The 23,496-nt window shown below is 72.8% G+C and carries 25 protein-coding genes; 12 read left to right on the top strand and 13 right to left on the bottom strand.

Annotated elements, in window-relative coordinates; translation table 11 throughout:
- Nucleotides 1-250 precede the first annotated feature (250 nt).
- Complete coding sequence (locus tag CA983_RS18740) at nucleotides 251-574, top strand: hypothetical protein (protein ID WP_086602056.1); 324 nt, start codon at nucleotides 251-253, stop codon at nucleotides 572-574.
- A gap of 183 nt (nucleotides 575-757) precedes the next feature.
- Complete coding sequence (locus tag CA983_RS18735; protein WP_208636986.1) at nucleotides 758-1,291, top strand: ATP-binding protein; 534 nt, start codon at nucleotides 758-760, stop codon at nucleotides 1,289-1,291.
- Nucleotides 1,292-1,814: 523 nt separating this feature from the next.
- Here CA983_RS18735 and CA983_RS18730 read toward each other — a convergent pair.
- A complete protein-coding gene (locus CA983_RS18730; RefSeq protein ID WP_086602054.1) occupies nucleotides 1,815-2,099 on the bottom strand; it encodes an SHOCT domain-containing protein in 285 nt (94 codons plus the stop codon).
- A 187-nt stretch (nucleotides 2,100-2,286) separates the two neighbouring features.
- Here CA983_RS18730 and CA983_RS18725 point away from each other — a divergent pair, with 187 nt between their 5' ends.
- Genes CA983_RS18725 through CA983_RS18715 form a run of 3 tightly spaced genes read left to right on the top strand, consistent with a single transcriptional unit; the run spans nucleotide 2,287 to nucleotide 4,344 of the window.
- On the top strand, nucleotides 2,287-2,850 hold the full coding sequence (locus tag CA983_RS18725; RefSeq protein ID WP_244206988.1) for a TetR/AcrR family transcriptional regulator: 564 nt from the start codon (nucleotides 2,287-2,289) through the stop codon (nucleotides 2,848-2,850).
- 10 nt (nucleotides 2,851-2,860) lie between these two features.
- Nucleotides 2,861-3,439, top strand: coding sequence for a DUF4865 family protein (locus CA983_RS18720; RefSeq protein ID WP_086602052.1), 579 nt, complete (start codon nucleotides 2,861-2,863; stop codon nucleotides 3,437-3,439).
- Complete coding sequence (locus CA983_RS18715; protein WP_086602059.1) at nucleotides 3,436-4,344, top strand: phosphotriesterase family protein; 909 nt, start codon at nucleotides 3,436-3,438, stop codon at nucleotides 4,342-4,344. The genes CA983_RS18720 and CA983_RS18715 overlap by 4 nt, the downstream gene beginning before the upstream one ends.
- Nucleotides 4,345-4,362: 18 nt before the next feature.
- On the opposite strand, the gene CA983_RS18710 is transcribed toward CA983_RS18715, so the two are convergent.
- From CA983_RS18710 to CA983_RS18700, 3 genes are all read right to left on the bottom strand, one after another.
- Nucleotides 4,363-4,785, bottom strand: a complete 423-nt coding sequence (locus tag CA983_RS18710; protein ID WP_086602051.1) for a PPOX class F420-dependent oxidoreductase — start codon at nucleotides 4,783-4,785, stop codon at nucleotides 4,363-4,365.
- Nucleotides 4,786-4,803: 18 nt separating this feature from the next.
- Nucleotides 4,804-5,694 carry an NAD(P)-dependent oxidoreductase gene (locus tag CA983_RS18705; RefSeq protein ID WP_086602050.1) on the bottom strand — a complete coding sequence of 297 codons (891 nt, stop codon included), beginning with the start codon at nucleotides 5,692-5,694 and terminating at the stop codon, nucleotides 4,804-4,806.
- A 118-nt stretch (nucleotides 5,695-5,812) separates the two neighbouring features.
- Complete coding sequence (locus CA983_RS18700) at nucleotides 5,813-7,285, bottom strand: ketol-acid reductoisomerase (protein WP_086602049.1); 1,473 nt, start codon at nucleotides 7,283-7,285, stop codon at nucleotides 5,813-5,815.
- An 83-nt stretch (nucleotides 7,286-7,368) separates the two neighbouring features.
- Between CA983_RS18700 and ilvY the strand changes: the two genes are divergently transcribed.
- Complete coding sequence (gene ilvY, locus CA983_RS18695; protein WP_086602048.1) at nucleotides 7,369-8,220, top strand: HTH-type transcriptional activator IlvY; 852 nt, start codon at nucleotides 7,369-7,371, stop codon at nucleotides 8,218-8,220.
- Between the two features lie 14 nt (nucleotides 8,221-8,234).
- On the opposite strand, the gene CA983_RS18690 is transcribed toward ilvY, so the two are convergent.
- Nucleotides 8,235-9,476 carry an ROK family protein gene (locus tag CA983_RS18690; protein WP_086602047.1) on the bottom strand — a complete coding sequence of 414 codons (1,242 nt, stop codon included), beginning with the start codon at nucleotides 9,474-9,476 and terminating at the stop codon, nucleotides 8,235-8,237.
- A 36-nt stretch (nucleotides 9,477-9,512) separates the two neighbouring features.
- Nucleotides 9,513-10,154, bottom strand: coding sequence for an alpha-ketoglutarate-dependent dioxygenase AlkB family protein (locus tag CA983_RS18685; protein ID WP_086602046.1), 642 nt, complete (start codon nucleotides 10,152-10,154; stop codon nucleotides 9,513-9,515).
- A gap of 68 nt (nucleotides 10,155-10,222) precedes the next feature.
- Here CA983_RS18685 and CA983_RS18680 point away from each other — a divergent pair, with 68 nt between their 5' ends.
- Nucleotides 10,223-11,356 (top strand): methyltransferase, encoded by a 1,134-nt coding sequence (locus CA983_RS18680; RefSeq protein WP_086602045.1) that lies wholly within the window; start codon nucleotides 10,223-10,225, stop codon nucleotides 11,354-11,356.
- Here the strand turns inward: CA983_RS18680 and CA983_RS18675 are convergent.
- A complete protein-coding gene (locus CA983_RS18675; protein ID WP_086602044.1) occupies nucleotides 11,346-12,206 on the bottom strand; it encodes a class II fructose-bisphosphate aldolase in 861 nt (286 codons plus the stop codon). The two genes, CA983_RS18680 and CA983_RS18675, sit on opposite strands and share 11 nt — an antisense overlap.
- A 13-nt stretch (nucleotides 12,207-12,219) precedes the next feature.
- A complete protein-coding gene (locus tag CA983_RS18670) occupies nucleotides 12,220-13,101 on the bottom strand; it encodes an SIS domain-containing protein (RefSeq protein WP_086602043.1) in 882 nt (293 codons plus the stop codon).
- A gap of 118 nt (nucleotides 13,102-13,219) precedes the next feature.
- On the opposite strand from CA983_RS18670, the gene CA983_RS18665 reads away from it, so the two are divergent.
- Entirely contained in the window at nucleotides 13,220-13,999 is a 780-nt protein-coding gene (locus CA983_RS18665) for a DeoR/GlpR family DNA-binding transcription regulator (protein ID WP_086602058.1), read from the top strand.
- 64 nt (nucleotides 14,000-14,063) lie between these two features.
- A complete protein-coding gene (locus CA983_RS18660) occupies nucleotides 14,064-15,899 on the top strand; it encodes a glycoside hydrolase family 15 protein (protein WP_086602042.1) in 1,836 nt (611 codons plus the stop codon).
- Between the two features lie 3 nt (nucleotides 15,900-15,902).
- Here the strand turns inward: CA983_RS18660 and CA983_RS18655 are convergent, their stop codons facing one another.
- Entirely contained in the window at nucleotides 15,903-16,862 is a 960-nt protein-coding gene (locus tag CA983_RS18655) for a hypothetical protein (RefSeq protein ID WP_086602041.1), read from the bottom strand.
- A 193-nt stretch (nucleotides 16,863-17,055) separates the two neighbouring features.
- Here CA983_RS18655 and CA983_RS18650 point away from each other — a divergent pair, with 193 nt between their 5' ends.
- Nucleotides 17,056-17,268, top strand: coding sequence for a heavy-metal-associated domain-containing protein (locus tag CA983_RS18650; RefSeq protein WP_086602040.1), 213 nt, complete (start codon nucleotides 17,056-17,058; stop codon nucleotides 17,266-17,268).
- Between the two features lie 3 nt (nucleotides 17,269-17,271).
- Nucleotides 17,272-19,524 carry a heavy metal translocating P-type ATPase gene (locus CA983_RS18645; protein ID WP_086602039.1) on the top strand — a complete coding sequence of 751 codons (2,253 nt, stop codon included), beginning with the start codon at nucleotides 17,272-17,274 and terminating at the stop codon, nucleotides 19,522-19,524.
- Nucleotides 19,525-19,537: 13 nt separating this feature from the next.
- Here CA983_RS18645 and CA983_RS18640 read toward each other — a convergent pair whose 3' ends face one another.
- On the bottom strand, nucleotides 19,538-20,194 hold the full coding sequence (locus CA983_RS18640) for a class I SAM-dependent methyltransferase (protein ID WP_086602038.1): 657 nt from the start codon (nucleotides 20,192-20,194) through the stop codon (nucleotides 19,538-19,540).
- A gap of 131 nt (nucleotides 20,195-20,325) precedes the next feature.
- Between CA983_RS18640 and CA983_RS18635 the strand changes: the two genes are divergently transcribed.
- Nucleotides 20,326-21,033 (top strand): phosphatase PAP2 family protein, encoded by a 708-nt coding sequence (locus tag CA983_RS18635; RefSeq protein ID WP_086602037.1) that lies wholly within the window; start codon nucleotides 20,326-20,328, stop codon nucleotides 21,031-21,033.
- Nucleotides 21,034-21,162: 129 nt separating this feature from the next.
- Here CA983_RS18635 and CA983_RS18630 read toward each other — a convergent pair whose 3' ends face one another.
- The 3 genes from CA983_RS18630 to CA983_RS18620 all read right to left on the bottom strand — a co-directional run.
- Nucleotides 21,163-21,756 carry a hypothetical protein gene (locus CA983_RS18630; protein ID WP_086602036.1) on the bottom strand — a complete coding sequence of 198 codons (594 nt, stop codon included), beginning with the start codon at nucleotides 21,754-21,756 and terminating at the stop codon, nucleotides 21,163-21,165.
- Nucleotides 21,757-21,761: 5 nt separating this feature from the next.
- Complete coding sequence (locus CA983_RS18625) at nucleotides 21,762-22,622, bottom strand: carbohydrate ABC transporter permease (RefSeq protein ID WP_086602035.1); 861 nt, start codon at nucleotides 22,620-22,622, stop codon at nucleotides 21,762-21,764.
- Nucleotides 22,619-23,496 (bottom strand): carbohydrate ABC transporter permease (locus CA983_RS18620; protein WP_107500246.1); only part of this gene is annotated, 878 nt, incomplete at its 5' end. The genes CA983_RS18625 and CA983_RS18620, both read right to left, overlap by 4 nt.

The following is a 23,496-nucleotide window of genomic DNA, read 5'->3' as shown; positions in this document are numbered from 1 at the left end:
GTCCGGGGGGCGCACGTGCGGGTGTGCTCCGGGCGCCCCAGGAGAGGAGGTCTGCTGCACTGGTGCTCGGCGCCGGGTGGGGGCAGACTTCACCGCGGGACCGGGGCTCCGAACGGGGTACCGGCAGGGGTACGAGGCAGCAACCGGAGCAAGCCTCCGGACGGGGGCACACTGGATCAGGACACGAGCCTGTGCCGGGTACCGCGCGAGCGGGAGCCGGTGCACCGACGCGCACAAGGGGGCGGGTGGCATGGCGGAGCCGGAGTTCAGGGCCACGGGCGTGCGGATCGGGAAGCGGCTGCGTTCGCTCACCCGGGCCGGTCAGATCCGGATCAGCGACGGCCGGCTCGAGCTGCTGACCAGCTACGGCAGTGAGATCGACAGCGCGCCGGTGCAGGCGGTGCGCGCCTCCAAGCCCTGGTTCGGCCCCGATGACCGGGCCACGGCGGATCTCAACGGCAAGCGGTACCTGCTCACCCTGGGCGACCACGACCCCGCTCCGGGCGAGCCGGGGCCGCCCGCCGCACGGCGCTTCATCGAGGCCGTGCGCAGGGCGGCGGGGCGCGGCGACTGAGGTGTCCGCGAGTTGCGGTACCCCACCCCCTACGTCACTCTGGTCTCACGTCACTCTGGGTTTACCGGCGATAACGCTGCGAACCAGCCCGCCGGCCACGACAGCGGGCGACAGTGTCACGAAGGCGCCTTGCTGGATCCGAACTCCGTGTTCTTCCGGACCTCACGTCGGGGAGTCGCAGCCGTGATCAGCTACCCAAGCAGGCACTGCACGGTGGAGCTCCAAGCCCTGCCGTCGCGGATCGGCCAGGTCCGCAGAATCGTCTCTGCGCAATTGCGCTACTGGCATCTCGACGCCCTGATCGACCGGGCCTCGCTCGGTGTGACGGAGCTGTTGTCCAACGTCCACCGGCATGCCCAGCCCGACAAGACGTGCACCGTGGAGATGGAGCTGCTGCTCGACCGGCTCACGGTCTCGGTGCGCGACCACGACCCGCGGATGCCCGTGGTCGACGACGCCGAGCCGCTGGCGACCTGCGGGCGCGGGCTCGCGATGGTGGCCGCCATGAGCGAGAGCTGGGGCGTCCGGCCGGACGGCGAGTCCGGCAAGGTCGTATGGTTCACCCTTCCGACGTCCTCCGCCACGGTGGCGGCGCCGTCGCGCCGCGCACGGCGCACGGCCCTGGAGAAACCCGCGCGCAGGTTCGCGGAGGTCGGGCACACCGCCGACGGGCTGCGGCCCGAACACGCTCCCGCCCGGTCCGCCGTTGCCGGTTGACCGGGCGGTGACCACCGTCCCGAGGGGGCGCAGGGGTGAACGCGCCGATGCCGCCTGCGCCCTGACCGGACGAACGGTGTCCCGCGTCAGGCCGGGGAGTCCGGGAGCGGGGTCGCTCGACGCCTGTGCGCCTTCCGGTAGCGGGCGACGACCGGCGTGATCACGCACGCGGCGGCCGGCCCGAAGCCGACCGTCAAGGCGGGAAGGACCCAGGGGAGGACCAGGTCCTCCACCCGTCCGTCGTTCCAGTGGCAGGCCGCGCGGCGGGAAGAACCCTTCCTCGAACCGGTCCCAGCCGGGTCGTGGCCACGAAGGGTCCCGGGCGCCACGGCCCGGGCCCGCTCCCTCGCCGCCCAGGCCTACGCACGCGGCCGCACATGCGAGCCGGATCGGCGAACAGCACCTGCGCCGCGCCGCACAGGCAGGACAGCCCACCGATGACCGCGCAGGCGGTGATGGCGTTCCGGCGGCTCGGCATGGGCGGCTCCCAACGGAACGGGCTCTTGCGGTGGGACCAGTAGGTTCATGCACCACCACCCTTGGCCGAGCGGCCGAACTCCTCGTTCAGTACGGACAGTCGGCGCCAGTACTCGTCCTCGTCGATCTCGCCGGAGGCGAAGCGGTGGCCGAGTACGGCGATGGGCGAGTCGTTCTCGACCGTGGGCTGCCGCCAGGGGCCGCGGCGGCCGCGCCACACGGTGCGGCGCAGCAGCGCGATGCCGCCACCGATGACCAGTGCCCAGATCAGCGGGAAGAACAGGATCCAGGGGCCGGGGCCGCCGTCGCCGAAGTTCGCCAGGGTCTGCATGTCGTTCCACTCCTCGGACGTGTTGCTGCGATGTCCTGTCTGTCGCTTCCGAGAGTCGCGCGGCGAGGGGGCCCCGGTCGTCGTACGGCCAGCGGCAGTGTGCGTACCTCGCAGGGAGTAGGGCGGCAGGACAGGTGTGCTTCACCGGCCGTGGACTTCTGTAACTACTGGTATGTACAGTGAGGGCATGAGCACCTCGGAACGGCTGATCGAGTCCACCCGCGAGCTGCTCTGGGAGCGCGGCTATGTGGGCACGAGCCCCAAGGCGATCCTGGAGCGTGCCGGCGCCGGGCAGGGCAGCATGTACCACCACTTCAAGGGCAAGCCCGACCTCGCGCTGGCCGCGATCCGGCGGACCGCCGAGGAGATGCGGGCCACCGCGGCTGGAGTACTCGACGGCCCGGGAACGCCGTACCAGCGCATCGAGGCCTATCTGCGGCGCGAACGTGACGTGCTGCGGGGCTGCCCGATCGGCCGGCTGACCATGGACCCTGACGTGATCGCCAGCGCCGAGCTGCGCGCCCCGGTCGACGAGACGCTCGACTGGATCCGCGAGCGGATCGCCGGGATCGTCGAAGAGGGCAAGGAGCAGGGCCAGTTCGCGTCCTTGCTGGACGGCGAGGAGATCGCCGCGGCGGTCGTCGCGACGGTCCAGGGCGGTTACGTCCTCGCCCGCGCCTCCGGCTCCCCCGCCGCGTTCGACGCGGGTGTGCGGGGCCTGCTGTCGCTGCTCGCGCCCCGTCCCGCTTGAGGAGACCTGAATGCACGCCATGCAGTACGAGCTCACCTTGCCCGCCGACTACGACATGGGCGTCATCCGCGACCGTGTCGCCCGCTTGGGGCATCTGCTCGACGACTGGGACGGGCTCGGCTTCAAGGCCTATCTGATACGCGAGCGCGGTCTGCGCGGCTCGCCGGTCAGCCAGTACGCGCCCTTCTATCTGTGGAACACCGTCGAAGGCATGAACGCCTTCCTCTGGGGCGGCGGGTTCCAGGGGCTCAGTGACGACTTCGGGCGGCCGTCGGTACGGCAGTGGACGGGTCTCGCGTACGAGGAAGGGGGTGGTTCGCACGCGCGGTTCGCGGTACGGCGGCGCCAACCCGTCCCGGCCTCCGGGTTGTTGGCCGAGGCGGTGGAGGACTCGGTGCGGGAGGCTCGGCGGCTGGCGGCGGAGGACGGGGCCCTGCTCGCCGCGGCCGCCGTCGACACGAGCCGCTGGGAGCTGGTGCACTTCTCCCTCTGGGAGCACGACACCCCGAAGGCCGACGGGGACATGTTCGAGGTGCTGCACCTGTCGGCACCGGGCCTGGACCGGCTGCCCCGGGGGCGCAGGTGGTGAGCGCGGTCCGCACGGTGCTGGGGGACGTGCCGCCCGGAGAGCTGGGCGTGTGCGACGCCCACGACCACCTGTTCTTCGGCAGTCCCCGGCTGCCCGGCCAGGAGCTGCGCAGCGTGGCGGCGGCGCGGGCGGAGCTGGTCGCGTTCCGGGAGCAGGGCGGTGGTGCCGTGGTGCAGTGGACGCCGTACGGGCTCGGGCGGCGGGCCGCCGATCTGCCGCCGCTGTCCCGGGAGACCGGGGTGCACGTGGTCGCGGCGACCGGGCTGCACCAAGCCGCCCACTACGACGAGGACACGCTCGCGGGGCTGCGGGGCCGGCTCGCCGACGTCTTCGTCTCGGAACTCACCGAGGGCATCGGGGCGTCGGGGGTGCGTGCGGGGCTCGTCAAGGTGGCAGGCGGTTTCCACGTCCTGGACGCGCACGCCCGCTGGACCATGACGGCGGCGGCCGAGGCGCATCACGCCACGGGCGTGACCGTCGCCGTGCATCTGGAGCTGGGCACCGGGGCGCTGGACGTACTCGACCTGCTGTGCGGGGAGTTGGGGGTGCCGCCGCAGCGCGTGGTGCTCGGGCACCTCAACCGCTCCCCCGACCTCGTGGTGCACCGGCAGGCCGCCGAGTCCGGGTGCTATCTGGCCTTTGACGGACCCTCACACACCCACCACGCCACCGACTGGCGGATGCCGGACGCCGTACGGGCTCTCGCCGACGCCGGGTTCGGCGACCGGCTGCTGCTGGGCGCGGACACCACGACGGCCGCCGCCCGCTCGGTGGGCGGCGGCCCCGGGATGCCGTATCTGCTGCGCCGGGTGCGCCCCCGGCTCGTCCACGCGGTGGGCGAGGACCTGGTGGGGCGCATCCTCACGGAGAACCCGGGTCGGGCGTTCGCCGTGGAGTGGCGTTGACGGCGTGGCCGACCGGTCTCAGCCCGCGGCCTGGTCGCTGTCCTTCAATTCGCCCCAGCCGTGCCAGCGGTCGACCTCGATCCAGGCGCTGACCCGGGCGCGGACGCGGTTCGGGTAGGGCTTGCCGGTGTAGTGCCGGGCGAGCAGGTCGATGTCGGCCAAGCCCTCGTCGTCGTACATCTCGGTGACGCGGCCGATGAGGGTGACGTGGGTGTACCAGTCGTCGGCGGCGAGGACGGTGAGGGTCACGCGTGGGTCGCGGCGCAGGTGCTTCAGGCGGACCCGGCCCTCGTCGAGATTGATCAGCACGCGGCCGTCCTTCCACGCGTACCAGGTGGCGGTGGAGACCGGTGCGCCGTCGGAGCGGAGCGTGGCCATGACGCACGGGTTGGGCCGGCTCAGCAGGGCGTCGGCCTCGGGCGGCAGCGGCGGCTTGGACATGGGGAACCTCCAGGGTGATCAGGCGGACGGGTTGTCGTCGAAACTCGCGAAGTAGGCGGCGGCCATGTCCTCGTCGCCATGGCCCTGGGCGGCGGCACGCTCCATGCGGGCGGCGGCGGCTTCGGCCACGTCCAGGCGGACACCGTGGCCCGTACCGGCCTCGACGATGAGGCGGGCGTCCTTGGCGGCGGTGGTCACCGCGAACTGGGGCGGTGTGAGCCGGTCTTCGAGGACCAGGTCGGACTTGGCGTGCAGATAGCCCATGTCGAGCGGGCCGCCGGCGATGAGGTCGAGGAAACCGCGCGGATCGACGTCGAGGGCCTTGGCCAGCGCCAGGGCCTCACCGGCGGCGGCCGTGACGGCGAGGACCCAGCTGTTGGCGACCAGCTTCAGCCGGGTGGCGCCGCCGGCCGCCCCGTCCTCGCCGGCCCACACGGTGCGGGCGCCGACGGCGTCGAAGACCGGCTTCACCGTGTCCCGGCCCTCGGCGGGGCCGGCGGCGAGCACGGTCAGCTGCCCGGCCTCGGCGGGCTGGCGGGTGCCCAGGACGGGCGCGTCGTAGAAAACCAGGCCGTGCTCGCGGGCGAAGGCGGCGAGGTCGCCGACGGCCTCGACGCCCGCGGTCGTGGACTGCACCCACGCGGCGCCGGGGCGCAGGGCGGGGGCGGCCTGGCGCATCGTGTCCAGGGCGGCGGGGCCGTCGTAGAGCATGGTGAGCACGACGTCGCTGTCCCGGACCGCCTGCGCGGGGGTGTCGGCGATGTGCACGCCCTCGGTGGCCAGCGGCTCGGCCTTGGCGCGGGTGCGGTTCCAGGCGTGGACGGTGTGCCCCGCGCGTGCCAGGTTGCGGGCCATCGCGGCGCCCATGATGCCGGTGCCCAGGACGCTCACGGTGAGCTTGTCGGTCATGACGTCAACTTCCTCGGTGGTGCGATGCGGGCGTGCTGTCTGCCGACCAGCCTGCCCGCTCAGCGGCTCGCCTTCCCGGAAGCGGCGCCCGCAAGCCTGATACCCGTGGGGTCACGCTTCAGGTCACCGAGATGTCCACGGACGGGCGCAGCTTCGCCGCCGCGGCCAGGGCCTCGTGCACCGGGTGGGCGGCGAAGGCGGCGAGCAGGGCGGCGTCCGCCGGGTGGTCGGCGGCCGGGTAGGCGATCTGCTCGTAGGCGGCATGGAAGCGCGGGCCCCAGCGGCGGGCGCCGAGGCGGGCCGTGCGGGAGCAGTTGTCGACCATGTACGCCACGTCCCGGGCGTGCATGTACGGCAGCAGGGAGTCGACGGCCTCGATGACGGACTCGTTGACGATCTCCGACCAGGGGTGCCCGCGCTCGGCGAACTCGTCGATCTGGGCGGTCATGGTGGCGACGAACACGCCGGCGGTGAACGGGTCGACGGGCAGATCGCGGGTGTCGCGCCGGGCCCGCACCCGGTGGCTCACCGACCACATCGGGGATCCTCCGATCCGGCTCATCGGGCGTGCGCCGAGCCGTCGTTCGGCGAGGATGACGCTGCGCAGTTCGGTGCCGTCGGCGACCTCGTCGTAGATCTCCGCGACGATCTCGCGCGCGGGGGCGTAGGTGGCCGTGTATGCCCGGTCGAAGACGTCCCGCCCTGTGGCGTCGAGGCTCTCGCGGACGGCCCGCAGTCCGGCCCGCGAGATGGTGCGGGCGATCGGGCCGGTGACGTTCTCGCAGGACCGTTCGTACGCCGTCACCTCGTCGTCGCCGACGAGGCGGTAGCGGGTGTGGAGGCTCTCGACGATGCCGTGGACGGCGCCGAGCAGGATCGCGCGTTCGCCGACGATGTCCGAGCGGTACTCGCTGTCGAGCGTGGTGCGGAAGGTGTACGGCGAGCCCAGCGCCACCGACCAGCCGAGCGCCAGGTCGACGGCCCGTCCGTCGGGGTCGGCGTGCACGGCGAAGCTGCTGTTGATCCCGGCGCCGTTGATGTGCGCGCCCTGCTCGTAGAGCCGCCGCACCGAGTCGCCCATACCCTTGGGGCACACGGCGATCACCCCGTGGCCCGGCGGGAAGTCGCCGCCCCTTTCCCGCAGATGACCGAGCAGGAAGCCGTGCGAGAGGCCGATGACGGCGCCGGGCTTCAGCGCGGCGAAGATCTCCTGGTGGTGTGCGGCGAGCGCGGCGTCGGCGATCAGCAGGATCACCAGGTCGCTCTCTCCGGCGACCGCGAGCCAGTCGCCGAGCGTGCCGTCGTCCTCGGTGAAGCCGTGGGCGCGGGCGTCGGCGCGGGAACTGGAGCCGGGGCGCAGTCCGACGGCCACCCGGATGTCCGTGCCGGCGAGGGAGTCGCGCAGGTTGAGGGCCTGCGCCCGCCCCTGGGGTCCCCAGCCGATGACGCCGATGCGCCGGATGCCCGCGAAGGCCTGCGGGAGCAGCGGGAAGAGGTGCCGCCCGCCCCGCAGGACGGTCTCGGTGCCGCCGGGCACGTCCATGGTGTCGAGGGGGAAGAGGCGGGAGGTGTACGTGGTCGTCGAGGTCATGGTCGAGTTGTAGGCTCGGCCTGAGCGTTGCGGCAAGCGCAACTTGTGCAGCGCCCTGTTGCATCGAATGAAAGGCGCAGGCCGTGCGGGACGATCACCGGGAGCTGCGGCTGTTCCTGCATCTGGCGCAGACGCTCAACTTCGGCCGGACCAGCCTGGACTGTCACGTCAGCCCGGCGACGCTGACCCGGACCGTGCAGCGGCTGGAGGCGGATCTCGGGCACCGGCTGTTCGACCGGGGGCCGCGCGGGGTGTCGCTCACGGCGGAGGGGCACCGGTTCCGCGAGTACGCCGTGCGGGCCCTGGAGTTGTGGCGCGCCTACCGCGAGGAACACCCCGACCCTGCCGAACTCACCGGCCGACTCGCCCTGTTCGCGACGGTGACGGCGTGCCAGGCGCTGCTGCCGGACCTGCTGGCGCCCTTCCGTGCCGCGCATCCCCAGGTCCGGCTCGATCTGCGTACGGGTGACGCGGCGGCCGCCCTGGCCCGGCTGGACGAGGGGGAGGTCGACGCGGCCGTGGCGGGGATTCCGCCGAGGCTGCCGGAGGCGCTGGTGAGCCGGACGGTCGCGGTGACCGAGCTGGTCCTGGTCACGGCCCGGGGCCGGCCGGATGCCGGGCTCGACGGGCCTTTCGTCCTCCCTCACCGCGGGCTGGTCCGGGATGCCGCAGACCGCTGGTTCCGCGCCCGGGGTGCGGCACCCGACGTGGCCTGTGAGCCGGACGGCCACGAGGGGCTGCTCACGCTGGTCGCGCTGGGGTGCGGCACGGGCGTGGTGCCGCGCCTGGTGCTGGAGAACAGCGCGGTGCGGGACCGGCTGGTGGTGGTGCCGGCCGATCCGGCGCCGGAGCCGTTCCCGATCGGGCTGTGCGTCCGGCGGTCCGATCTGCGGCGGCCAGTGGTGGCGGCGCTGTGGAGCCTGACGCGGGAGTGAGGCCCGGGCAGGTCCTAGGAGAGCGCACCCAAGGGGTCGTCCAGGACCGGCTGCCAGGCCAGTTCGGCTGCGCCGACCAGGCTGTTGTGGTCGAGGGTGCACGCGAGGATCGGGACGCCGCCGCTCTGCCCCCACAGGCTGCGGTCGGCGACGACCGCGCGGAGCCGGCCGGGGTCGGCGTCCAAGAGGGTGCGGTGCAGGCCGCCGAGGATGATCCGGTCCGGGTTGAGGATGTTGACGAGACCGGCGAGTCCGAGGCCGAGCCGGTCGATGAGGGTCTCGGTGGCGGTGCGCACGCCCGGGTCGTCGTAGTGGTGGCGGATCAGGTCGATGGACTGCTGGAGCAGGGACACCTCGGGGCCCGGTTCGCGTCCCGCCGCCGTGAGGAAGGCCAGCGGGTCGGTCTCCACGTCCAGGCAGCCGCGGCTGCCGCAGTGGCAGGGGCGGCCCTCGGGGTGGACGGTGAGGTGGCCGACCTCCAGCGCGAGGCCCGAACTGCCCCGGTGGAGTCGGCCGTCGAGGACGAGCGCGCCGCCGACGCCCCGGTGGCCGGTGGCCACGCACAGCAGGTCGCGGGAGCCGCGTCCGGCGCCGTGCCGGTGCTCGGCGAGCGCGGCGAGGTTGACGTCGTTCGCGGCGAACGCGGGTCCGTCGAGGCCGGCCGCGCGCACCTGCTCGGCGAAGATGTCCCGGACGGGCGAGCCCGCGGGCCAGGCGAGGTGCAGCGGGTTGAGGGCGAGGCCCTCGGGTTCGGCGACCGCGGAGGGGACGGCCAGTCCCGCACCCACGCAACGCCGCCCCGTCTCCCGCAGCAGCTCGGCGCCCGCCGTGACGACGGAGGCGAGCACCTTCGCCGGGTCGGCGTCGACGACCTCGCAGCCCGGCGCGGTGGCGACGATCCGGCCGCCCAGCCCGACCAGCGCCGCCCGGAAGCCGTCGGCGTGCACCTGCGCGGCGAGCGCGACGGGACCGTCCTCGGCGACGGCCAGCTTGTGCGAGGGCCGGCCCTGCGAACCCGCCGCCGCGCCGGGCCGGGCGTCGACCCGGATCAGCCCGAGCGCCTCCAGTTCGGCGGCGACCGCTCCGGCCGTCGCCCGGGTCACGCCGAGCTCGGCGGTGAGTACGGCCCGGGTCGGCGCGCGTCCGGTGTGCACGAGCTCCAGCGCGGGTCCGAGCGCTCCGCGCCCCCGGTCCAGCCGCGTCCTCGTCGAGGTGGTCCCATCCCCCGCCGGCCGGGGGTCCGCCTTCCCGCTCATGAGGGCGAGTCTCCCATGATCCGTAGGGCCCGCGGCCTACAGGCCGCTGACCCGGAGCGTGATGTTGAGCCGTCCGGTCAGGCCCAGCCCGGGCGGTGCCGTGCCTCCGTGTACCCGGGGGACCCCGTGGTAGGCGAGCCGGGACGGGCCGCCGAAGACGAACAGGTCGCCGCTGCGCAGCTCGACGTCGGTCCAGGGCCGGGTGCGGGTCTCGGGGTTGCCGAAGCGGAACACGCAGGTGTCGCCGAGACTCAGCGACACCACCGGCGCGTCCGACTTCTCGTCGCTGTCGCGGTGCATGCCCATCCGGGCGTCGGCGTCGTAGAAGTTGATGAGGGCGATGTCGTACGTCGGCGCCGGTCCCCCGAGGGTGTCGCGGACCGCCCGGCGACCCAGGTCCCCCAGCCACTCGGGGAACGGCTTCACCGGGGCGCGGTCGCCGTCGACGACCGTGCGGGCGTAGGCGTAGGGGTGCCAGTGCCAGCCGAGACAGACCTGCCGGGCGGTCATGGTGCCGCCGCCGGGGGTGCGGACCGTGCGCAGCCCGGCCGGAGGGCGCGCCCACGCGCGGCAGGCCTCCAGCAGCTCGCTCTGGCGTTCGGCGTCCAGCCAGTCCGGCACGTGCACCGCACCCGGCGCCGGCTGCGTACGGGCTCGGGGGAACAGTTCGCCGTCCATGCCTCCCATCCTCCCCGACCTGGGCTGAGCTGCGGCTCGGCTAGCCTGGACGCACGATGAACGACCGTATGACGACGCCCTGGGGCGAGCTCGCGCTGACCCGTTTCCCCGAGGACCCTCGCGACAGGCTGCGTGCCTGGGACGCCTCCGACGAGTACCTGCTGAAGTATCTGGCGCAGGAGGGGGTGCCGCTGTCGGGCACGGTCGTGGTGGTCGGGGACCGCTGGGGTGCCCTGGTCACGGCGCTGGCGGAGCACCGGCCGGCGCAGATCACGGATTCGCACCTGACGCAGGAGGCGACCCGGGCCAACCTCGCGCGGCACGGCGTCGAGCCCGGCGCGGTCCGGCTGCTCACCACGCAGGACCCGCCACCGGACCGCGTCGACGCTCTCCTCGTGCGAGTGCCGAAGAGTCTGGCGCTGCTGGAGGACCAGTTGCTGCGGCTGGCGCCGGCGGTGCACGCGGGGACGGTCGTCGTGGGCGCGGGCATGGTGAAGGAGATCCACACCTCGACGCTGCGGCTGTTCGAGCGGATCCTCGGCCCGACCCGCACGTCGCTCGCCGAGAAGAAGGCCCGGCTGATCTTCTGCACGCCGGATCCCGCGCTGGAGCGGCCCGCCAGTCCGTGGCCGTACCTCTACACGCTCCCGGAGGGCATCGGACCGGCGTCGGGGCGCACGGTCGTGAACCACGCGGGTGTGTTCTGCGCCGACCGGCTCGACATCGGCACGCGGTTCTTCCTGGAGCATCTGCCGAGCGGCGGGGGCGGCCGGCGGGTGGTGGACCTGGGCTGCGGCAACGGCGTGGTCGGGACGGCGGTGGCGCTGGCCGACCCGGCGGCCGAGGTGCTGTTCGTGGACGAGTCGTTCCAGGCCGTGGCCTCGGCGGAGGCGACGTACAAGGCGAACGGCGTGCCGGGGCACGCGGAGTTCCGGGTCGGTGACGGGCTGGCGGGCGTGCCGGCCGGCAGTGTGGACCTGGTTCTCAACAACCCGCCGTTCCATTCCCACCAGGCGACGACGGACGCCACGGCCTGGCGGATGTTCAGCGGGGCGCGGCGTGCGCTGCGGCCGGGCGGCGAGCTGTGGGTGATCGGCAACCGGCATCTGGGCTACCACGTGAAGCTGCGGAAGCTGTTCGGCAACAGCCGGCTGGTGGCGAGCGACCCGAAGTTCGTGGTGCTGAAGGCCGTCAAGCGGTAGCCGCGCCGAGGGTCCGGAGGGTCCTCGCCACCGCCCGGGTCATGGCCTCCCGCGCGACCGTCAGATAGCCGCGCGGGTCGACGGCTTCGGGGTGGTCGGCGAGGAAGTCCCGGATCGCGCCGGTCAGCGCGATGTTCAGGGCCGTGCCGATGTTGACCTTCGTGATGCCGCCCGCGACCGCCGCCGTGAGTTCGCCGTCCGGGACGCCGGAGGAGCCGTGCAGGACCAGCGGCACGTCCAGGGTGCTCGACAGGCGCTTGAGCAGGGCGTGGTCGAGGGTGGCGGTGCGGGTGGTCATGGCGTGGGCGCTGCCGATGGCGACGGCCAGGGAGTCCACGCCCGAGTCGGCGACGAAGGCCCGGGCCTCGTCGGGGTCGGTGCGGGCGCCCGGGGCGTGCGCGTCCAGCGGGGGCCTGCCGTTCTTGCCACCGATCTGCCCCAACTCGGCCTCGATCCAGAGCCCTTGGGCGTGCGCCCGGTCGACCGCCGCCCGGGTCGCGGCGAGGTTCTCCGCGTAGGGCAGCCGGGCCGCGTCGTACATCACGGAGCTGAAGCCGGCCTCCGCGGCCTGGTGCAGCAGGGTCTCGCTCTGCACGTGGTCGAGGTGCAACGCGACCGGCACTGCGGCCCGTTCGGCCGCTGCGACGGCCGCGCGGGCGAGCGGGAGCAGCTGTCCGCCGTGGAACTTGACCGCGTTCTCGCTGACCTGGAGCACGACGGGGGCGGACACGGACTCCGCCCCCGTGATGACGGCCTCGACATGCTCCAGCGTGATGACGTTGAAGGAGGCGACGGCCGAACGCGCGGCGGCGGCACGGGTGATGAGCTCGCCGGTGGTGGTGAGGGGCACGGTGCCTCCGAGGTCAGTGGGCGAGGATCACCGAGCGGGTGAGATGGCGTGGCCGGTCCGGGTCGAGGCCGCGTGCTGCGGCGACGGCGACCGCGAGGCGCTGGGCCCGGACGAGTTCGGCGAGCGGGTCCAGGGCTCCGGCGATCCACAACGCGCCCGTGCCGCGCACCTGTTCGGCGAGGCCGTCCGGCGCGTCCCCGAACATCCAGGTCGCGGTGGAGCTCGTGGTGACGCTGATGGGCCCATGCCGGTACTCCATCGCCGGGTAGGCCTCCGCCCAGGACAGCGACGCCTCGCGCATCTTCAGCCCGGCCTCGTTGGCCAGACCGACGGTCCAGCCGCGTCCCAGGAAGGTGAACTGGGCGCAGTCCACCAGGCCTTCGGGCAGGGGTTCCGCCAGGGCCGTGCGCGCGTCGGTGACGGCGGTGCCGGGGTGGAGTCCCAGGTGGGCGCGGAGCAGGGTGAGGGCCGTGGTGGCGAACCGGGTCTGTACGACGGAGCGTTCGTCCGCGAAGTCCAGGACGGCGAGGTCGTCGGCCGCCGTCCTCACGGGCGTGTCCGGGTCGGCGGTGATCGCGGTGGTGCGCCTGTGGCCCTTCAGCCTGCCGAGCAGATCGAGGACTTCGGTTGTGGTGCCGGAGCGGGTGAGGGCGACGACCCGGTCGTAGGCGCGGCCGTACGGGAACTCCGAGGCGGCGAACGCGTCGGTCTCTCCCTGGCCCGCGCTCTCGCGCAGGGCCGCGGCGGCCTGCGCCATGAAGTACGAGGTGCCGCATCCGACGATCGCGACCCGCTCTCCCGGCGCCGGCAGCACCTCCGCGTACCCGGCCGCCTGTGCCGCTGCGCGTGTCCAGCACTCGGGCTGGCTGGTCAGCTCGTCCTCGACATGTGTCATGCCACACCCTCCGTTCTGATTGTTCCTGCAAGATATCGACAGCTTTCGAGCAACATCAAGCATTCAGCTCCGATCGGCTGCGTTAGGGTCGCCCGGAGATCGAGACGTGGAGGTGCGGATGTCGCGCGACGCCCGCTGGAAGGCGCTGCTGGAACTGCTCGTGGAGCGCGGCCGGCTGGACGTCGAGGAGGCGGCCGGGGAACTCGGGGTGTCGGCGGCGACGATCCGCCGCGACTTCGACCGGCTCGCCGAGCAGCAGATGCTGGTGCGCACGCGGGGCGGCGCGGTCGTGCACGGGGTGTCGTACGAGCTGCCGCTGCGCTACAAGACGGCCCGGCGCGCCTCCGAGAAGCAGCGGATCGCGAAGGCGGTTGCGGAGCTGGTCGCGCCGGGTGAGGCGGTCGGGCTGACCGGCGGTACGACCACCACCGAGGTGGCGCGGGCCCTGGCCGTGCGCGGGGACCTGGCGTCCGGCTCGCCCGCCCTGACCGTCGTGACGAACGCGCTGAACATCGCCAACGAGCTGGCCGTGCGGCCCCAGTTCAAGATCGTGCTGACCGGCGGGGTGGCACGGGCCCAGTCGTACGAGCTGGTCGGGCCGCTCGCGGACGCGGTGCTCGGGCAGATCACCGTGGACGTGGCCGTGCTCGGTGTCGTCGCGTTCGACGTCACGCACGGGGCCGCGGCGCACGACGAGGCGGAGGCCGCCATCAACCGGCTGCTGTGCGAACGGGCGGAGCGCGTGGTCGTGGCCGCCGACTCCAGCAAGCTGGGGCAGCGGGCCTTCGCCCGGATCTGCGGCGCCGAGACGGTGGACACGCTGGTCACGGACACGGCGGCCGATGCGGAGACGGTGCGGCGGTTCGAGGAGGCCGGGCTGCGGGTCGTCACGGTGTGATCCTCGTTCCCCGCATTGACGTCCTAGGCTGGGGCTGAGGCGCGTACCGGCCAGGGAGGCGGTCATGGGCGGACCAGTGGAGGACCACGACGTGCCGGGCGGCCGGCGGTATCTGCCGATCGCCGAGCACGGGCTGATCGGCGACCTGCGCAGCGTGGCCCTGGTGGGGACCGGCGGCACGATCGACTGGTACTGCTGCCCGGCCTTCGACGCGCCGAGTGTGTTCGCCTCGATCCTGGACGCGGAGCGCGGCGGCTGCTTCGAACTGGCGGCGGCGGTGCCTGCGCGCACCAAGCAGTTCTACTTCCCCGACACCAACGTCCTGATCACCCGGTTCTTCACCGAGGACGGCGTCGGCGAAGTGCAGGACTTCATGCCGGTCGACGGCACGTCGGCCGAGGCCGAGCGGCACCGGCTGATCCGCCGGGTGGTGTGCGTACGCGGCTCGATCCCGTTCCGTACCCGCGTCGCTCCCCGGTTCGACTACGGCACCCGGCCGCACACCATCCGGCTGAGCGGTGAGACGGCGATCTTCGAGGCCGATGGGCTGGCGCTCGCGCTGACCGCGACCATGCCGCTGGAGACGGACGGGCCGGACGTACGCGGGGACTTCAAGCTCTCCCAGGGCGAGTCGGCGGTGTTCGCGCTGGACAAGGTGGGCGGCGGCGTCCTGCCCCGCCGGTGCGCGCACACGGAGGCGGAGGAGCAGTTCGCGGCGACGGTGGCGTACTGGCGGCGCTGGCTGTCCGCCTCCAAGTACCGGGGCCGCTGGCGGGAGATGGTGCACCGCTCGGCGCTGACGCTGAAGCTGCTCACCTACGCGCCGACCGGGGCGATCGTGGCCGCGCCGACGACGAGTCTGCCCGAGCAGCTCAGCGGCGAACGCAACTGGGACTACCGGTACGTGTGGGTGCGCGACGCGGCCTTCTGCGTCTACGCCCTGCTGCGGCTGGGCTTCACCGGTGAGGCGGAGGCGTTCATGAACTTCGTGACCCGGCACATCAGCCCGGGCGACGGCAAGCCCTCCGGCCCCTTGCAGATCATGTACGGCATCGACGGGCGCACCGAGCTGCCCGAGACGACACTCGACCATCTGGAGGGCCACCAGGGTTCCGCGCCGGTACGGGTCGGCAACGCGGCGGCCGACCAGCTGCAGCTCGACATCTACGGCGCGCTGATCGACTCCATCTACCTCTTCGACAAGTGGGCCAAGCCCATCTCCAGCGACCAGTGGGACGACGTGTGCGCGCTGGTGGACTGGGTGTGCGAGAACTGGGACCAGCCCGACGAGGGGATCTGGGAGACGAGGGGCGGACGCAAGAACTTCCTGTACTCGCGGCTGATGTGCTGGGTGGCGATCGAGCGGGCCATCCGGATCGCCAACCGGCGCGGCCTGCCCGCCGACCTGCCACGCTGGCGGGAGTGCCGCGACACGATCTACCGGCGGATCATGAGCCGGGGCTGGTCGAAGGCGCGCCGGGCCTTCGTCCAGCACGAGGACGGCGACGTGCTGGACGCGGCCGTGCTGATGATGCCGCTGACGAAGTTCATCGCCCCGACCGATCCGAAGTGGCTGTCGACGCTGGACGCGCTCACCGAGGAGCTGGTCTCCGACTCGCTGGTCTACCGCTACGACCCGCAGGCCAGTCCGGACGGGCTGCGCGGCGACGAGGGCACGTTCTCCATCTGCTCGTTCTGGTACGTCGAGGCCATGGTGCACGCCGGCCGGATCGACGAGGCGCGCCTCGCCTTCGAGAAGATGCTGACGTACGCCAACCATCTCGGCCTGTACGCCGAGGAGATCAGCCACACCGGGGAGCAGCAGGGCAACTTCCCGCAGGCGTTCACGCATCTCGCGCTGATCAGCGCGGCCTTCAACCTGGACCGGGCGCTCGGCTGACGCTCAGTGCCCGTGGCCGTCGTCCGTATGCCCCTCGGGGGTACCGGACCCGGCTGCCGTTCCCCCGGCCCTGACGGTGAAGGCCGCCGTGTGGACCTTTCCGTCGTGCTGGAAGTCGAGGAACAGGCGGTAGGAACCGGCGCTGGGGGCCGTGGCCGTGAAGGAGATGTCCGGGCCGGGCCTGGTCTTTCCGTCACCGGGCTCGCCGTTCGGGTGGACGTGGAGGTAGGCGAGGTCGCCGGAGCGCAGGGCGACCAGGTGGCCGTAGGCGCCGAGGTAGGGCTGGAGGTTCGTGACGGGCTCGCCGGCGCGGGAGACCTTCAGCTTCAGTTCGCTCGCCCTGCCCGGCCGCAGGGCGCCGGAGAGCTTCACCTCGTAGCCGTTGGTCGTGGCGGTGGTGCTCGGTGCGGGCAGTTCCTCCGGCTGGTAGGGGCCGGAGGCGGCGAGGTCCGCGCCGAGGGTGAGGTTCCGGGCGTCCTTCTTCGCCGGGGTGAAGTCGGCGAAGACGCGGTAGCCGCCCGCGCGGGGCAGGTCGACGGGGGTGCTCCAGGTGCCGTCGGCGGCGCGGCTGGGGTGCAGATGGCGGTAGGTGACCAGGTCGCGTGAGGCCACGATGAGGTGGAGTTCCTTCTCGTGTTCGCGCTGGTAGGCGGTGACGGCGCGGCCGCTGCCGTCCCTGACCGTGAAGCGCAGGTCGGACCGCTGCCCGGCGGTGACGCTCGGAGTCTGAAGGTCGAGGGTGTAGCCGTCCTCGGAGATCTGGAGCCCGCCGGCCGGGGGCGTGTCGTGCCCGGTGTGGCCGCCGGCCTCCTCGGGCCGAGGTGAGGGCCGGGTGTGCTCGTCCTCGTGTTTCGGCGGGCTGTCGGCGACGACGGGGTCGATGCCCTGGCCGACGCCGTAGGCCGTGCCGAAGGTCGCAGCCAGGACGGCGGCGAAGGTCGTGATCTTCAGTCCGGTGTTCATGGCCGAATCTCCTTCAGAACCGGGCCGCCCGCTCTTTGCGGGGCCTCCATGCAGCTCACCATACCCCTAGGGGGTACCAAGTCAAGTGATGCTCGCGCTTGCATCCTATACCCCTGAGGGGTATACATGAACTCGGCGAGGGCATACCCCCGCCCCGTATTCGAGAATCGCGACCGTACCCAGGAGGCACGCCATGCCCGCCACCACCTACGCCGTCTCCGGAATGTCCTGCGGCCACTGCAAGGCCACGCTGACCAAGGCCATCGGCGAGCTGGACGGGGTCAGCGGCGTCGAGGTCGACCTCGACGCCGGGCACGTCACCGTCACCAGTGCCGGCGAGCCCGACGACGCCCTGATCGCCGAGACCGTCGACGAGGCCGGCTACGAGCTGACCGGAAGGGTGTGAGCCATGACCACCGGCACGACCGACACCGGCGCCGAAGTGGAACTCGCCATCGGCGGCATGACCTGCGCCTCCTGCGCGGCGCGCATCGAGAAGAAGCTCAACCGCATGGACGGGGTCACCGCCACCGTCAACTACGCGACCGAGAAGGCGAAGGTCAGCTACAGCGGTGACGTCTCCGTCGGCGACCTGATCGCCACCGTCGAGGCGACCGGGTACACCGCGCAGGAGCCCGCTCCGCCCGCCGGGCAGCAGGAGCGGGCCGAGGAGCCCGACGAACTCCGGCCGCTGCGGCAGCGGTTGGTCACGGCCGTGGTGCTGGCGGTTCCCGTCGTGGCCATGGCCATGATCCCGGCCTTGCAGTTCGAGTACTGGCAGTGGCTGTCGCTCACGCTGGCCGCGCCCGTGGTGACGTACGCGGCGTGGCCCTTCCACAGGGCGGCGTTCACCAACGCGCGGCACGGTGCCGCCACCATGGACACACTGATCTCCGTGGGCACCTCGGCCGCGTTCCTGTGGTCCCTGTGGGCGCTGTTCCTCGGTACCGCGGGCACGCCGGGCATGACGCACCCCTTCGAGCTGACCATCGAGCGCACGGACGGCGCCGGGAACATTTACCTGGAGGCCGCCGCGGGCGTGACCGCCTTCATCCTGGCCGGGCGGTACTTCGAGGCCCGCGCGAAGCGCAAGGCGGGCGCGGCGCTGCGGGCGCTGCTGGAGCTGGGTGCGAAGGACGTCACCGTGCTGCGCGCCGACGGCCGTGAACAGACCGTTCCTGTCGCGGAGTTGCGGGTCGGTGACCGCTTCCTGGTCCGGCCCGGCGAGAAGATCGCGACCGACGGGACGGTGGTCGAGGGCTCCTCCGCCGTGGACGCCTCGATGCTCACCGGTGAGTCCGTGCCGGTGGAGGTGGGCTCGGGCGACCCGGTCACCGGCGCCACGATCAATGTCGGCGGGCGGCTCGTGGTGCGCGCCACGCGCGTCGGCGCCGACACCCAGCTGGCCCGGATGGCCCGGCTGGTGGAGGACGCGCAGAACGGCAAGGCCGCCGCGCAGCGGCTCGCCGACCGGATCTCCGCCGTGTTCGTGCCGGTGGTGATCGCCCTCGCGCTGGGCACGCTGGGCTTCTGGCTCGGCAACGGCGTGGGGCTGACGGCCGCGTTCACCGCCGCGGTCGCCGTCCTCGTCATCGCCTGCCCGTGCGCCCTGGGTCTGGCCACACCGACCGCGCTGATGGTCGGCACCGGGCGGGGCGCGCAGCTCGGCATCCTCATCAAGGGCCCGGAGGTGCTGGAGTCCACGCGCCGTGTCGACACCGTCGTCCTCGACAAGACCGGCACCGTCACCACCGGCCGGATGACCCTGCTGGCCGTGCACACCTCCGACGGCACCGACGAGGCCGAGGTGCTGCGGCTGGCCGGGGCGCTGGAGCACTCCTCCGAGCACCCGATCGCCCGCGCCGTCGCCGACGGGGCGCTGGAGAAGCTGGGCGCGCTGCCCACGCCGGAGGACTTCGCCAACGTGCCCGGACTCGGCGTCCAGGGCGTCGTCGAGGGCCACGCCGTGCTCGTCGGGCGGGAGCGGTTGCTCGCCGACTGGGCGATGGAGCTGCCCGAAGGGCTGGCCCGGGCCCGGGCGGCGGCCGAGGACGCCGGGCGCACCGCCATCGCGGTCGCCTGGGACGGTGCGGCGCGCGCGGTGCTGGAGGTCGCCGACGCGGTGAAGGAGACCAGCCCCGAGGCGATCCGGCGGCTGCGCGCCCTCGGACTGACCCCGATCCTGCTGACCGGGGACAACGAGGCGGTGGCCCGGTCCGTCGCCCGCGACGTCGGCATCGCGCCGGAGCACGTCGTCGCCGAGGTGCTGCCGCAGGACAAGGTCGAGGTCGTCAAGCGGCTGCAGGCCGAGGGACGTTCGGTCGCCATGGTCGGCGACGGCGTCAACGACGCGGCGGCGCTGGCCCAGGCCGATCTCGGTCTGGCCATGGGCACCGGCACGGACGCCGCGATCGAGGCCGGCGACCTGACCCTCGTACGGGGCGATCTGCGGGCCGCGGCGGACGCCATCCGGCTCGCCCGCCGCACCCTCGGCACCATCCGCTCCAACCTGTTCTGGGCCTTCGCCTACAACGTGGCGGCCCTGCCGCTGGCCGCGGCCGGTCTGCTCACGCCGATGATCGCCGGAGCGGCCATGGCCTTCTCCTCGGTCTTCGTCGTCGGCAACTCCCTGCGGCTGCGCACGTTCCGCGCCGCGAGCTGAACCAGCCGACTGGTCAACGATGGCGCCACACCAGCGTGTAGCGCCAGAACAGGCGGCGGCGCAGGCGGGCGCCGGGCAGGACGGTCCGGGCCTCGCGGACGATCTCCGGGAAGGTCATGTCCGCCGGACTCGTGCCGGCCGTCATCGAGACGGGGTGAGGCGCCGGGCGGCCCCGGTTCTTGAGCAGGGCCATGACGATGTTGAGCGGGACGGACGCCGCCGAGAGCAGGTGGTCGGCGGGCGTCCGCTCCCGGGACACACCGACGATCACCAGGGTGCCGCCGGGGGCCAGACGGTCGCGGAAGGCCTCCAGAGCCTGCGTGAACGGCAGGTGGTGGACGACGGCGACGCAGGTGATGACGTCGTACGGACCGTCGGGAAGCCCGGCCGGCGCGTCGGCCACCGTGTACGTCACCGGGACCGCCGTGGGGGTCAGCTCCCGCGCCCGGGCCGTGATCGCCGGGTCGGCGTCGACCCCGTGCACCCGCGCGGCCCGGCCGGCCAGCAGCCGGGCGAGATCGCCGCTGCCGCATCCCACGTCCAGGGCGCTCCCGACACGCCTGGGGAGCCGCCGCATGATCCAGCGGTGGAAGTGGGCGTTGTGGTCCCAGGGACGGTCGGCGTGGAAACGGTCGAGTGCGCGCAGGGCCCGGTGTGGCAGGGACGTCATGCCCCCAGTTCAACAAACGGGTTCAGTCGCCCGGCATGGGCACTCGGAAGGTACCGGCTCGCGGGGGCGCCGAGCGTGCGCCCGACGTGAGCCGGTACCTTGCTGGGGAAGGCCACTGCGGGGAGAAGCACATGACCGATCCGACGACCACAGACGAGGACGCCCTTCGTCCGCTCCCGAAGGACGGGAAGCCCTCAGGCGGGCCCGGCCGGCTCCTGGGCGCCGTCATGAGCGATCTCAGGGCCGTGGACGGCGCCCTGTACGCGGCGGTGGCCGCCACTCCCACGCCCACGCTCGACCGGACGCTGCGCCATCTGTCGCACGCGGCCGACCACTCCAAGATCTCGTTCGCCATCGCCGCGGCCCTGGCGCTGGGCGGGAAGCGGCCGCGTAAGGCCGCGTTCGCGGGTGTCGGGGCGATCGCGGTGGCCTCGGCCTCCGCCAACTTGCTCGGCAAGCGCCTGGTGCGCCGGGCCCGGCCGGACCGGGAGGCGGCCCGGGTGACGGTGGACCGGCACGTTCCGATGCCGACGTCGGCCTCGTTCCCGTCCGGGCACACGGCGTCGGCCGTCGCGTTCGCCACCGCCGTCGGTGTGGTCCTGCCCCCCGCCGCGGTGCCGCTCGGGGCACTGGCGAGCGCCGTCGGCTACTCCCGTATCCACACGGGCGTGCACTACCCGGGCGACGTGGCCGCGGGCGCGGTCCTCGGCATCGCGAGCGCAGCGGCGGCCCTGGCGGCGGCAGCGGCGGCGGCCACTCCGTCGGCACGCACGCAGGCGCTCCTCGCGGCGGCCCGTACGTGGCCGCGGATCGGCATCGGCGCCTCCGCACGGCGGTGAGGCCGGGGGCCCGGCGCTGAGCCCCGGCCCCGTGCCCGGTACCGCCGTACTGACGAACCGTCAGCCGAAGGCCTTGACGGCCTGGGAGTGCAGCCAGGCCGTGCTGTCGCCCGGGCGGCCGCCCGGGCGCTATCGCAGCGAGGCAGCAGCGGACCGGCGTACGTCGACGGCGGTCAGCGCCAGGGTGAGCGGCCCCGGGGCCAGGAAGGCCAGGGGCAGCAGCATCCAGGCGCACAGCGCGGCCGTCGCCACGGCGAGCAGGACCAGCCCGCTGCCACCCACGTCCGCCACCACGTCCCGGGCGGCCCCGCGCACCGCCGTACGCCAGTCGGTGAGCGACTCGGGGCGTGCGCAGGCCCGCAGGCCGACGACCGCCGCGCAGCCGCCGATAGTGGCGGCGGCCACCGCGAACAGCGGCGCCCCGGGCAGCCCGGCCCCGGCCAGCGCCAGGTCGGCCGCGAGCAGCAGCAGACCCGCCAGGGCGACGGCACCCGCCAGCAGGTCACCGGCCCGCAGTCGTTGCCGCAGCAGGAGGAAGTACCGCCCTGCCGTGACAGGGCGGTCCTGTCCGGCGCCGCGCAGGACGGCGCACGCCGTCGACAGCGCGGCCGGGGCGGTCACCAGCGGCAGGCAGGCCACCGACGTGGCGAGGCCGACGCTCAGCACGTCCGCGAACAGCGTCATCCGCGGCCCGAACACCTCACCGGCCTCACGTGTCCGCATCCCCCTCACCCCTTCAGTCCGGAGCTGGCCATGCCCTCCACCAGGAACCGCTGGAAGGCGAGGAAGAACAGCACGATCGGCAGCAGCGCGATCACCGACATGGCGAACATCGGGCCGAACGCGGAGGTGCTGGAGGCGTCCACGAAGGAGCGCAGCGCGAGGGTCAGCGTGAACTTGTCCGGGTCGAACAGGTAGATGAGCTGCGTGAAGAAGTCGTTCCAGGTCCAGATGAAGGTGAAGATGGCGGTGGTGATCAGGGCCGGCCGGGTGAGCGGCAGCACGACCTGGAAGAAGCTGCGGAAGGGGCCGCAGCCGTCGATCCTGGCCGCCTCCTCCAGCTCGCGCGGCAGGCCGCGCATGAACTGCACGATGAGGAAGACGAAGAACGCCTCCGTGGCGAGGAACTTCGGCAGGATCAGCGGCCAGTAGGTGTTCACCAGGCCCAGCTGGTTGAAGATGATGTACTGCGGGATCAGCACCGCGTGGTGCGGCAGCATGATCGTGGCGATCATGAAGGCGAACAGCGGCCCGCGCAGCCGGAACCTCAGGCGTGCGAAGGCATAGGCGGCGAGCGAGCAGCTGATGACGTTGCCGAGGACCGCGCCGCCGGCGATCAGCAGCGAGTTGGTGAGCAGCCGCCAGATGGAGACGTCGTTGACGCCCTCCATGGCGGTGGAGTAGTTCGACCACTCCAGGTGACCGGGCAGCAGGTCGAGGCTCGCGATGACCTCGTCGGCGGGCTTGAGCGAGGTGGCCAGCAGCCACGCCAGCGGGTACAGCATGACCAGCAGCGCGGCCAGGCATCCCAGGTGGACGGCGACCCGCCCCCATCGGACGGGCTTGTGGGTAACGGCGGTCGAGGTCATCGGTCCCCCTCGGAGGCGTAGAAGACCCAGGAGCGGGAGGTGCGGAACAGCACCGCCGTGACCACACCGATCACGAGGAGCAGCACCCAGGCCATGGCGGAGGCGTAGCCCATGTGGGAGGCGACGAAGCCGCGGTCGTAGAGGTACATGGTGTAGACGAGGGTCGAGTCGGCCGGTCCGCCCTTGCCCGCGCTGACCGCGAAGGCGGGCGTGAACACCTGGAAGGCCTGGATGGTCTGCAGGACCAGGTTGAAGAAGAGCACCGGGGACAGCATCGGCACGGTGACGGACAGGAACTGCCGCCACTTCCCGGCCCCGTCGACCGCCGCCGCCTCGTACAGCTCGGCGGGGATCTGCTGGAGACCGGCGAGGAAGATGACCATCGGCGCGCCGAACTGCCACACCGTCAGCAGCGCGACGGCGAGCAGCGACCAGCCGGGCTTGTTGACCCAGCCGCCGGTGCCGAGCAGGTTGTCCACCGTGCCGCCGTCGTTGAAGACCGCCCGCCAGACGAGGGCGATGGACATCGACGCGCCGAGCAGCGAGGGCGCGTAGAAGGCGGAGCGGTAGAAGGCCTTGCCGCGCTTCATGCCTTTCAGGGCGAGCGCGACGACCAGGGCGAGGGCCAGTTGCAGGGGCACGGCGATGACGACGTACGTCACCGTCGTCACGACCGAGCGCCAGTAGCGCGGGTCCTCGGTGAACATCTGGACGTAGTTGCGCAGGCCCACCCACTTCGGCGGGTTGAACAGGTCGTAGTCGGTGAACGACAGGTACAGCGACACGGCCATCGGCAGCAGGGTCAGGACGATCGCGCCGAGCACCCACGGGGACAGGAACACCCAGGCGGCGCCCTCGCGTTCGCGCTTGGGGC

This window comes from Streptomyces swartbergensis, from assembly GCF_002148965.1.
GTDB lineage: Bacteria > Actinomycetota > Actinomycetes > Streptomycetales > Streptomycetaceae > Streptomyces > Streptomyces swartbergensis.
The sequence above is the reverse complement of the archived record's forward strand: the minus strand, read 5'-3'. Positions and strand labels throughout refer to the sequence as shown.

Excerpts from the sequence above, each read along its gene's own strand:
- CA983_RS18740 (WP_086602056.1), top strand. The coding sequence starts at position 251 with ATGGCGGAGCCGGAGTTCAGGGCCACGGGCGTGCGGATCGGGAAGCGG.
- CA983_RS18730 (WP_086602054.1), bottom strand. The coding sequence starts at position 2,099 with ATGCAGACCCTGGCGAACTTCGGCGACGGCGGCCCCGGCCCCTGGATC.
- CA983_RS18725 (WP_244206988.1), top strand. The coding sequence starts at position 2,287 with ATGAGCACCTCGGAACGGCTGATCGAGTCCACCCGCGAGCTGCTCTGG.
- CA983_RS18720 (WP_086602052.1), top strand. The coding sequence starts at position 2,861 with ATGCACGCCATGCAGTACGAGCTCACCTTGCCCGCCGACTACGACATG.
- CA983_RS18710 (WP_086602051.1), bottom strand. The coding sequence starts at position 4,785 with ATGTCCAAGCCGCCGCTGCCGCCCGAGGCCGACGCCCTGCTGAGCCGG.
- CA983_RS18705 (WP_086602050.1), bottom strand. The coding sequence starts at position 5,694 with ATGACCGACAAGCTCACCGTGAGCGTCCTGGGCACCGGCATCATGGGC.
- CA983_RS18700 (WP_086602049.1), bottom strand. The coding sequence starts at position 7,285 with ATGACCTCGACGACCACGTACACCTCCCGCCTCTTCCCCCTCGACACC.
- CA983_RS18690 (WP_086602047.1), bottom strand. The coding sequence starts at position 9,476 with ATGAGCGGGAAGGCGGACCCCCGGCCGGCGGGGGATGGGACCACCTCG.
- CA983_RS18685 (WP_086602046.1), bottom strand. The coding sequence starts at position 10,154 with ATGGACGGCGAACTGTTCCCCCGAGCCCGTACGCAGCCGGCGCCGGGT.
- CA983_RS18680 (WP_086602045.1), top strand. The coding sequence starts at position 10,223 with ATGACGACGCCCTGGGGCGAGCTCGCGCTGACCCGTTTCCCCGAGGAC.
- CA983_RS18670 (WP_086602043.1), bottom strand. The coding sequence starts at position 13,101 with ATGACACATGTCGAGGACGAGCTGACCAGCCAGCCCGAGTGCTGGACA.
- CA983_RS18665 (WP_086602058.1), top strand. The coding sequence starts at position 13,220 with ATGTCGCGCGACGCCCGCTGGAAGGCGCTGCTGGAACTGCTCGTGGAG.
- CA983_RS18660 (WP_086602042.1), top strand. The coding sequence starts at position 14,064 with ATGGGCGGACCAGTGGAGGACCACGACGTGCCGGGCGGCCGGCGGTAT.
- CA983_RS18655 (WP_086602041.1), bottom strand. The coding sequence starts at position 16,862 with ATGAACACCGGACTGAAGATCACGACCTTCGCCGCCGTCCTGGCTGCG.
- CA983_RS18650 (WP_086602040.1), top strand. The coding sequence starts at position 17,056 with ATGCCCGCCACCACCTACGCCGTCTCCGGAATGTCCTGCGGCCACTGC.
- CA983_RS18645 (WP_086602039.1), top strand. The coding sequence starts at position 17,272 with ATGACCACCGGCACGACCGACACCGGCGCCGAAGTGGAACTCGCCATC.
- CA983_RS18640 (WP_086602038.1), bottom strand. The coding sequence starts at position 20,194 with ATGACGTCCCTGCCACACCGGGCCCTGCGCGCACTCGACCGTTTCCAC.
- CA983_RS18635 (WP_086602037.1), top strand. The coding sequence starts at position 20,326 with ATGACCGATCCGACGACCACAGACGAGGACGCCCTTCGTCCGCTCCCG.
- CA983_RS18630 (WP_086602036.1), bottom strand. The coding sequence starts at position 21,756 with ATGCGGACACGTGAGGCCGGTGAGGTGTTCGGGCCGCGGATGACGCTG.
- CA983_RS18625 (WP_086602035.1), bottom strand. The coding sequence starts at position 22,622 with ATGACCTCGACCGCCGTTACCCACAAGCCCGTCCGATGGGGGCGGGTC.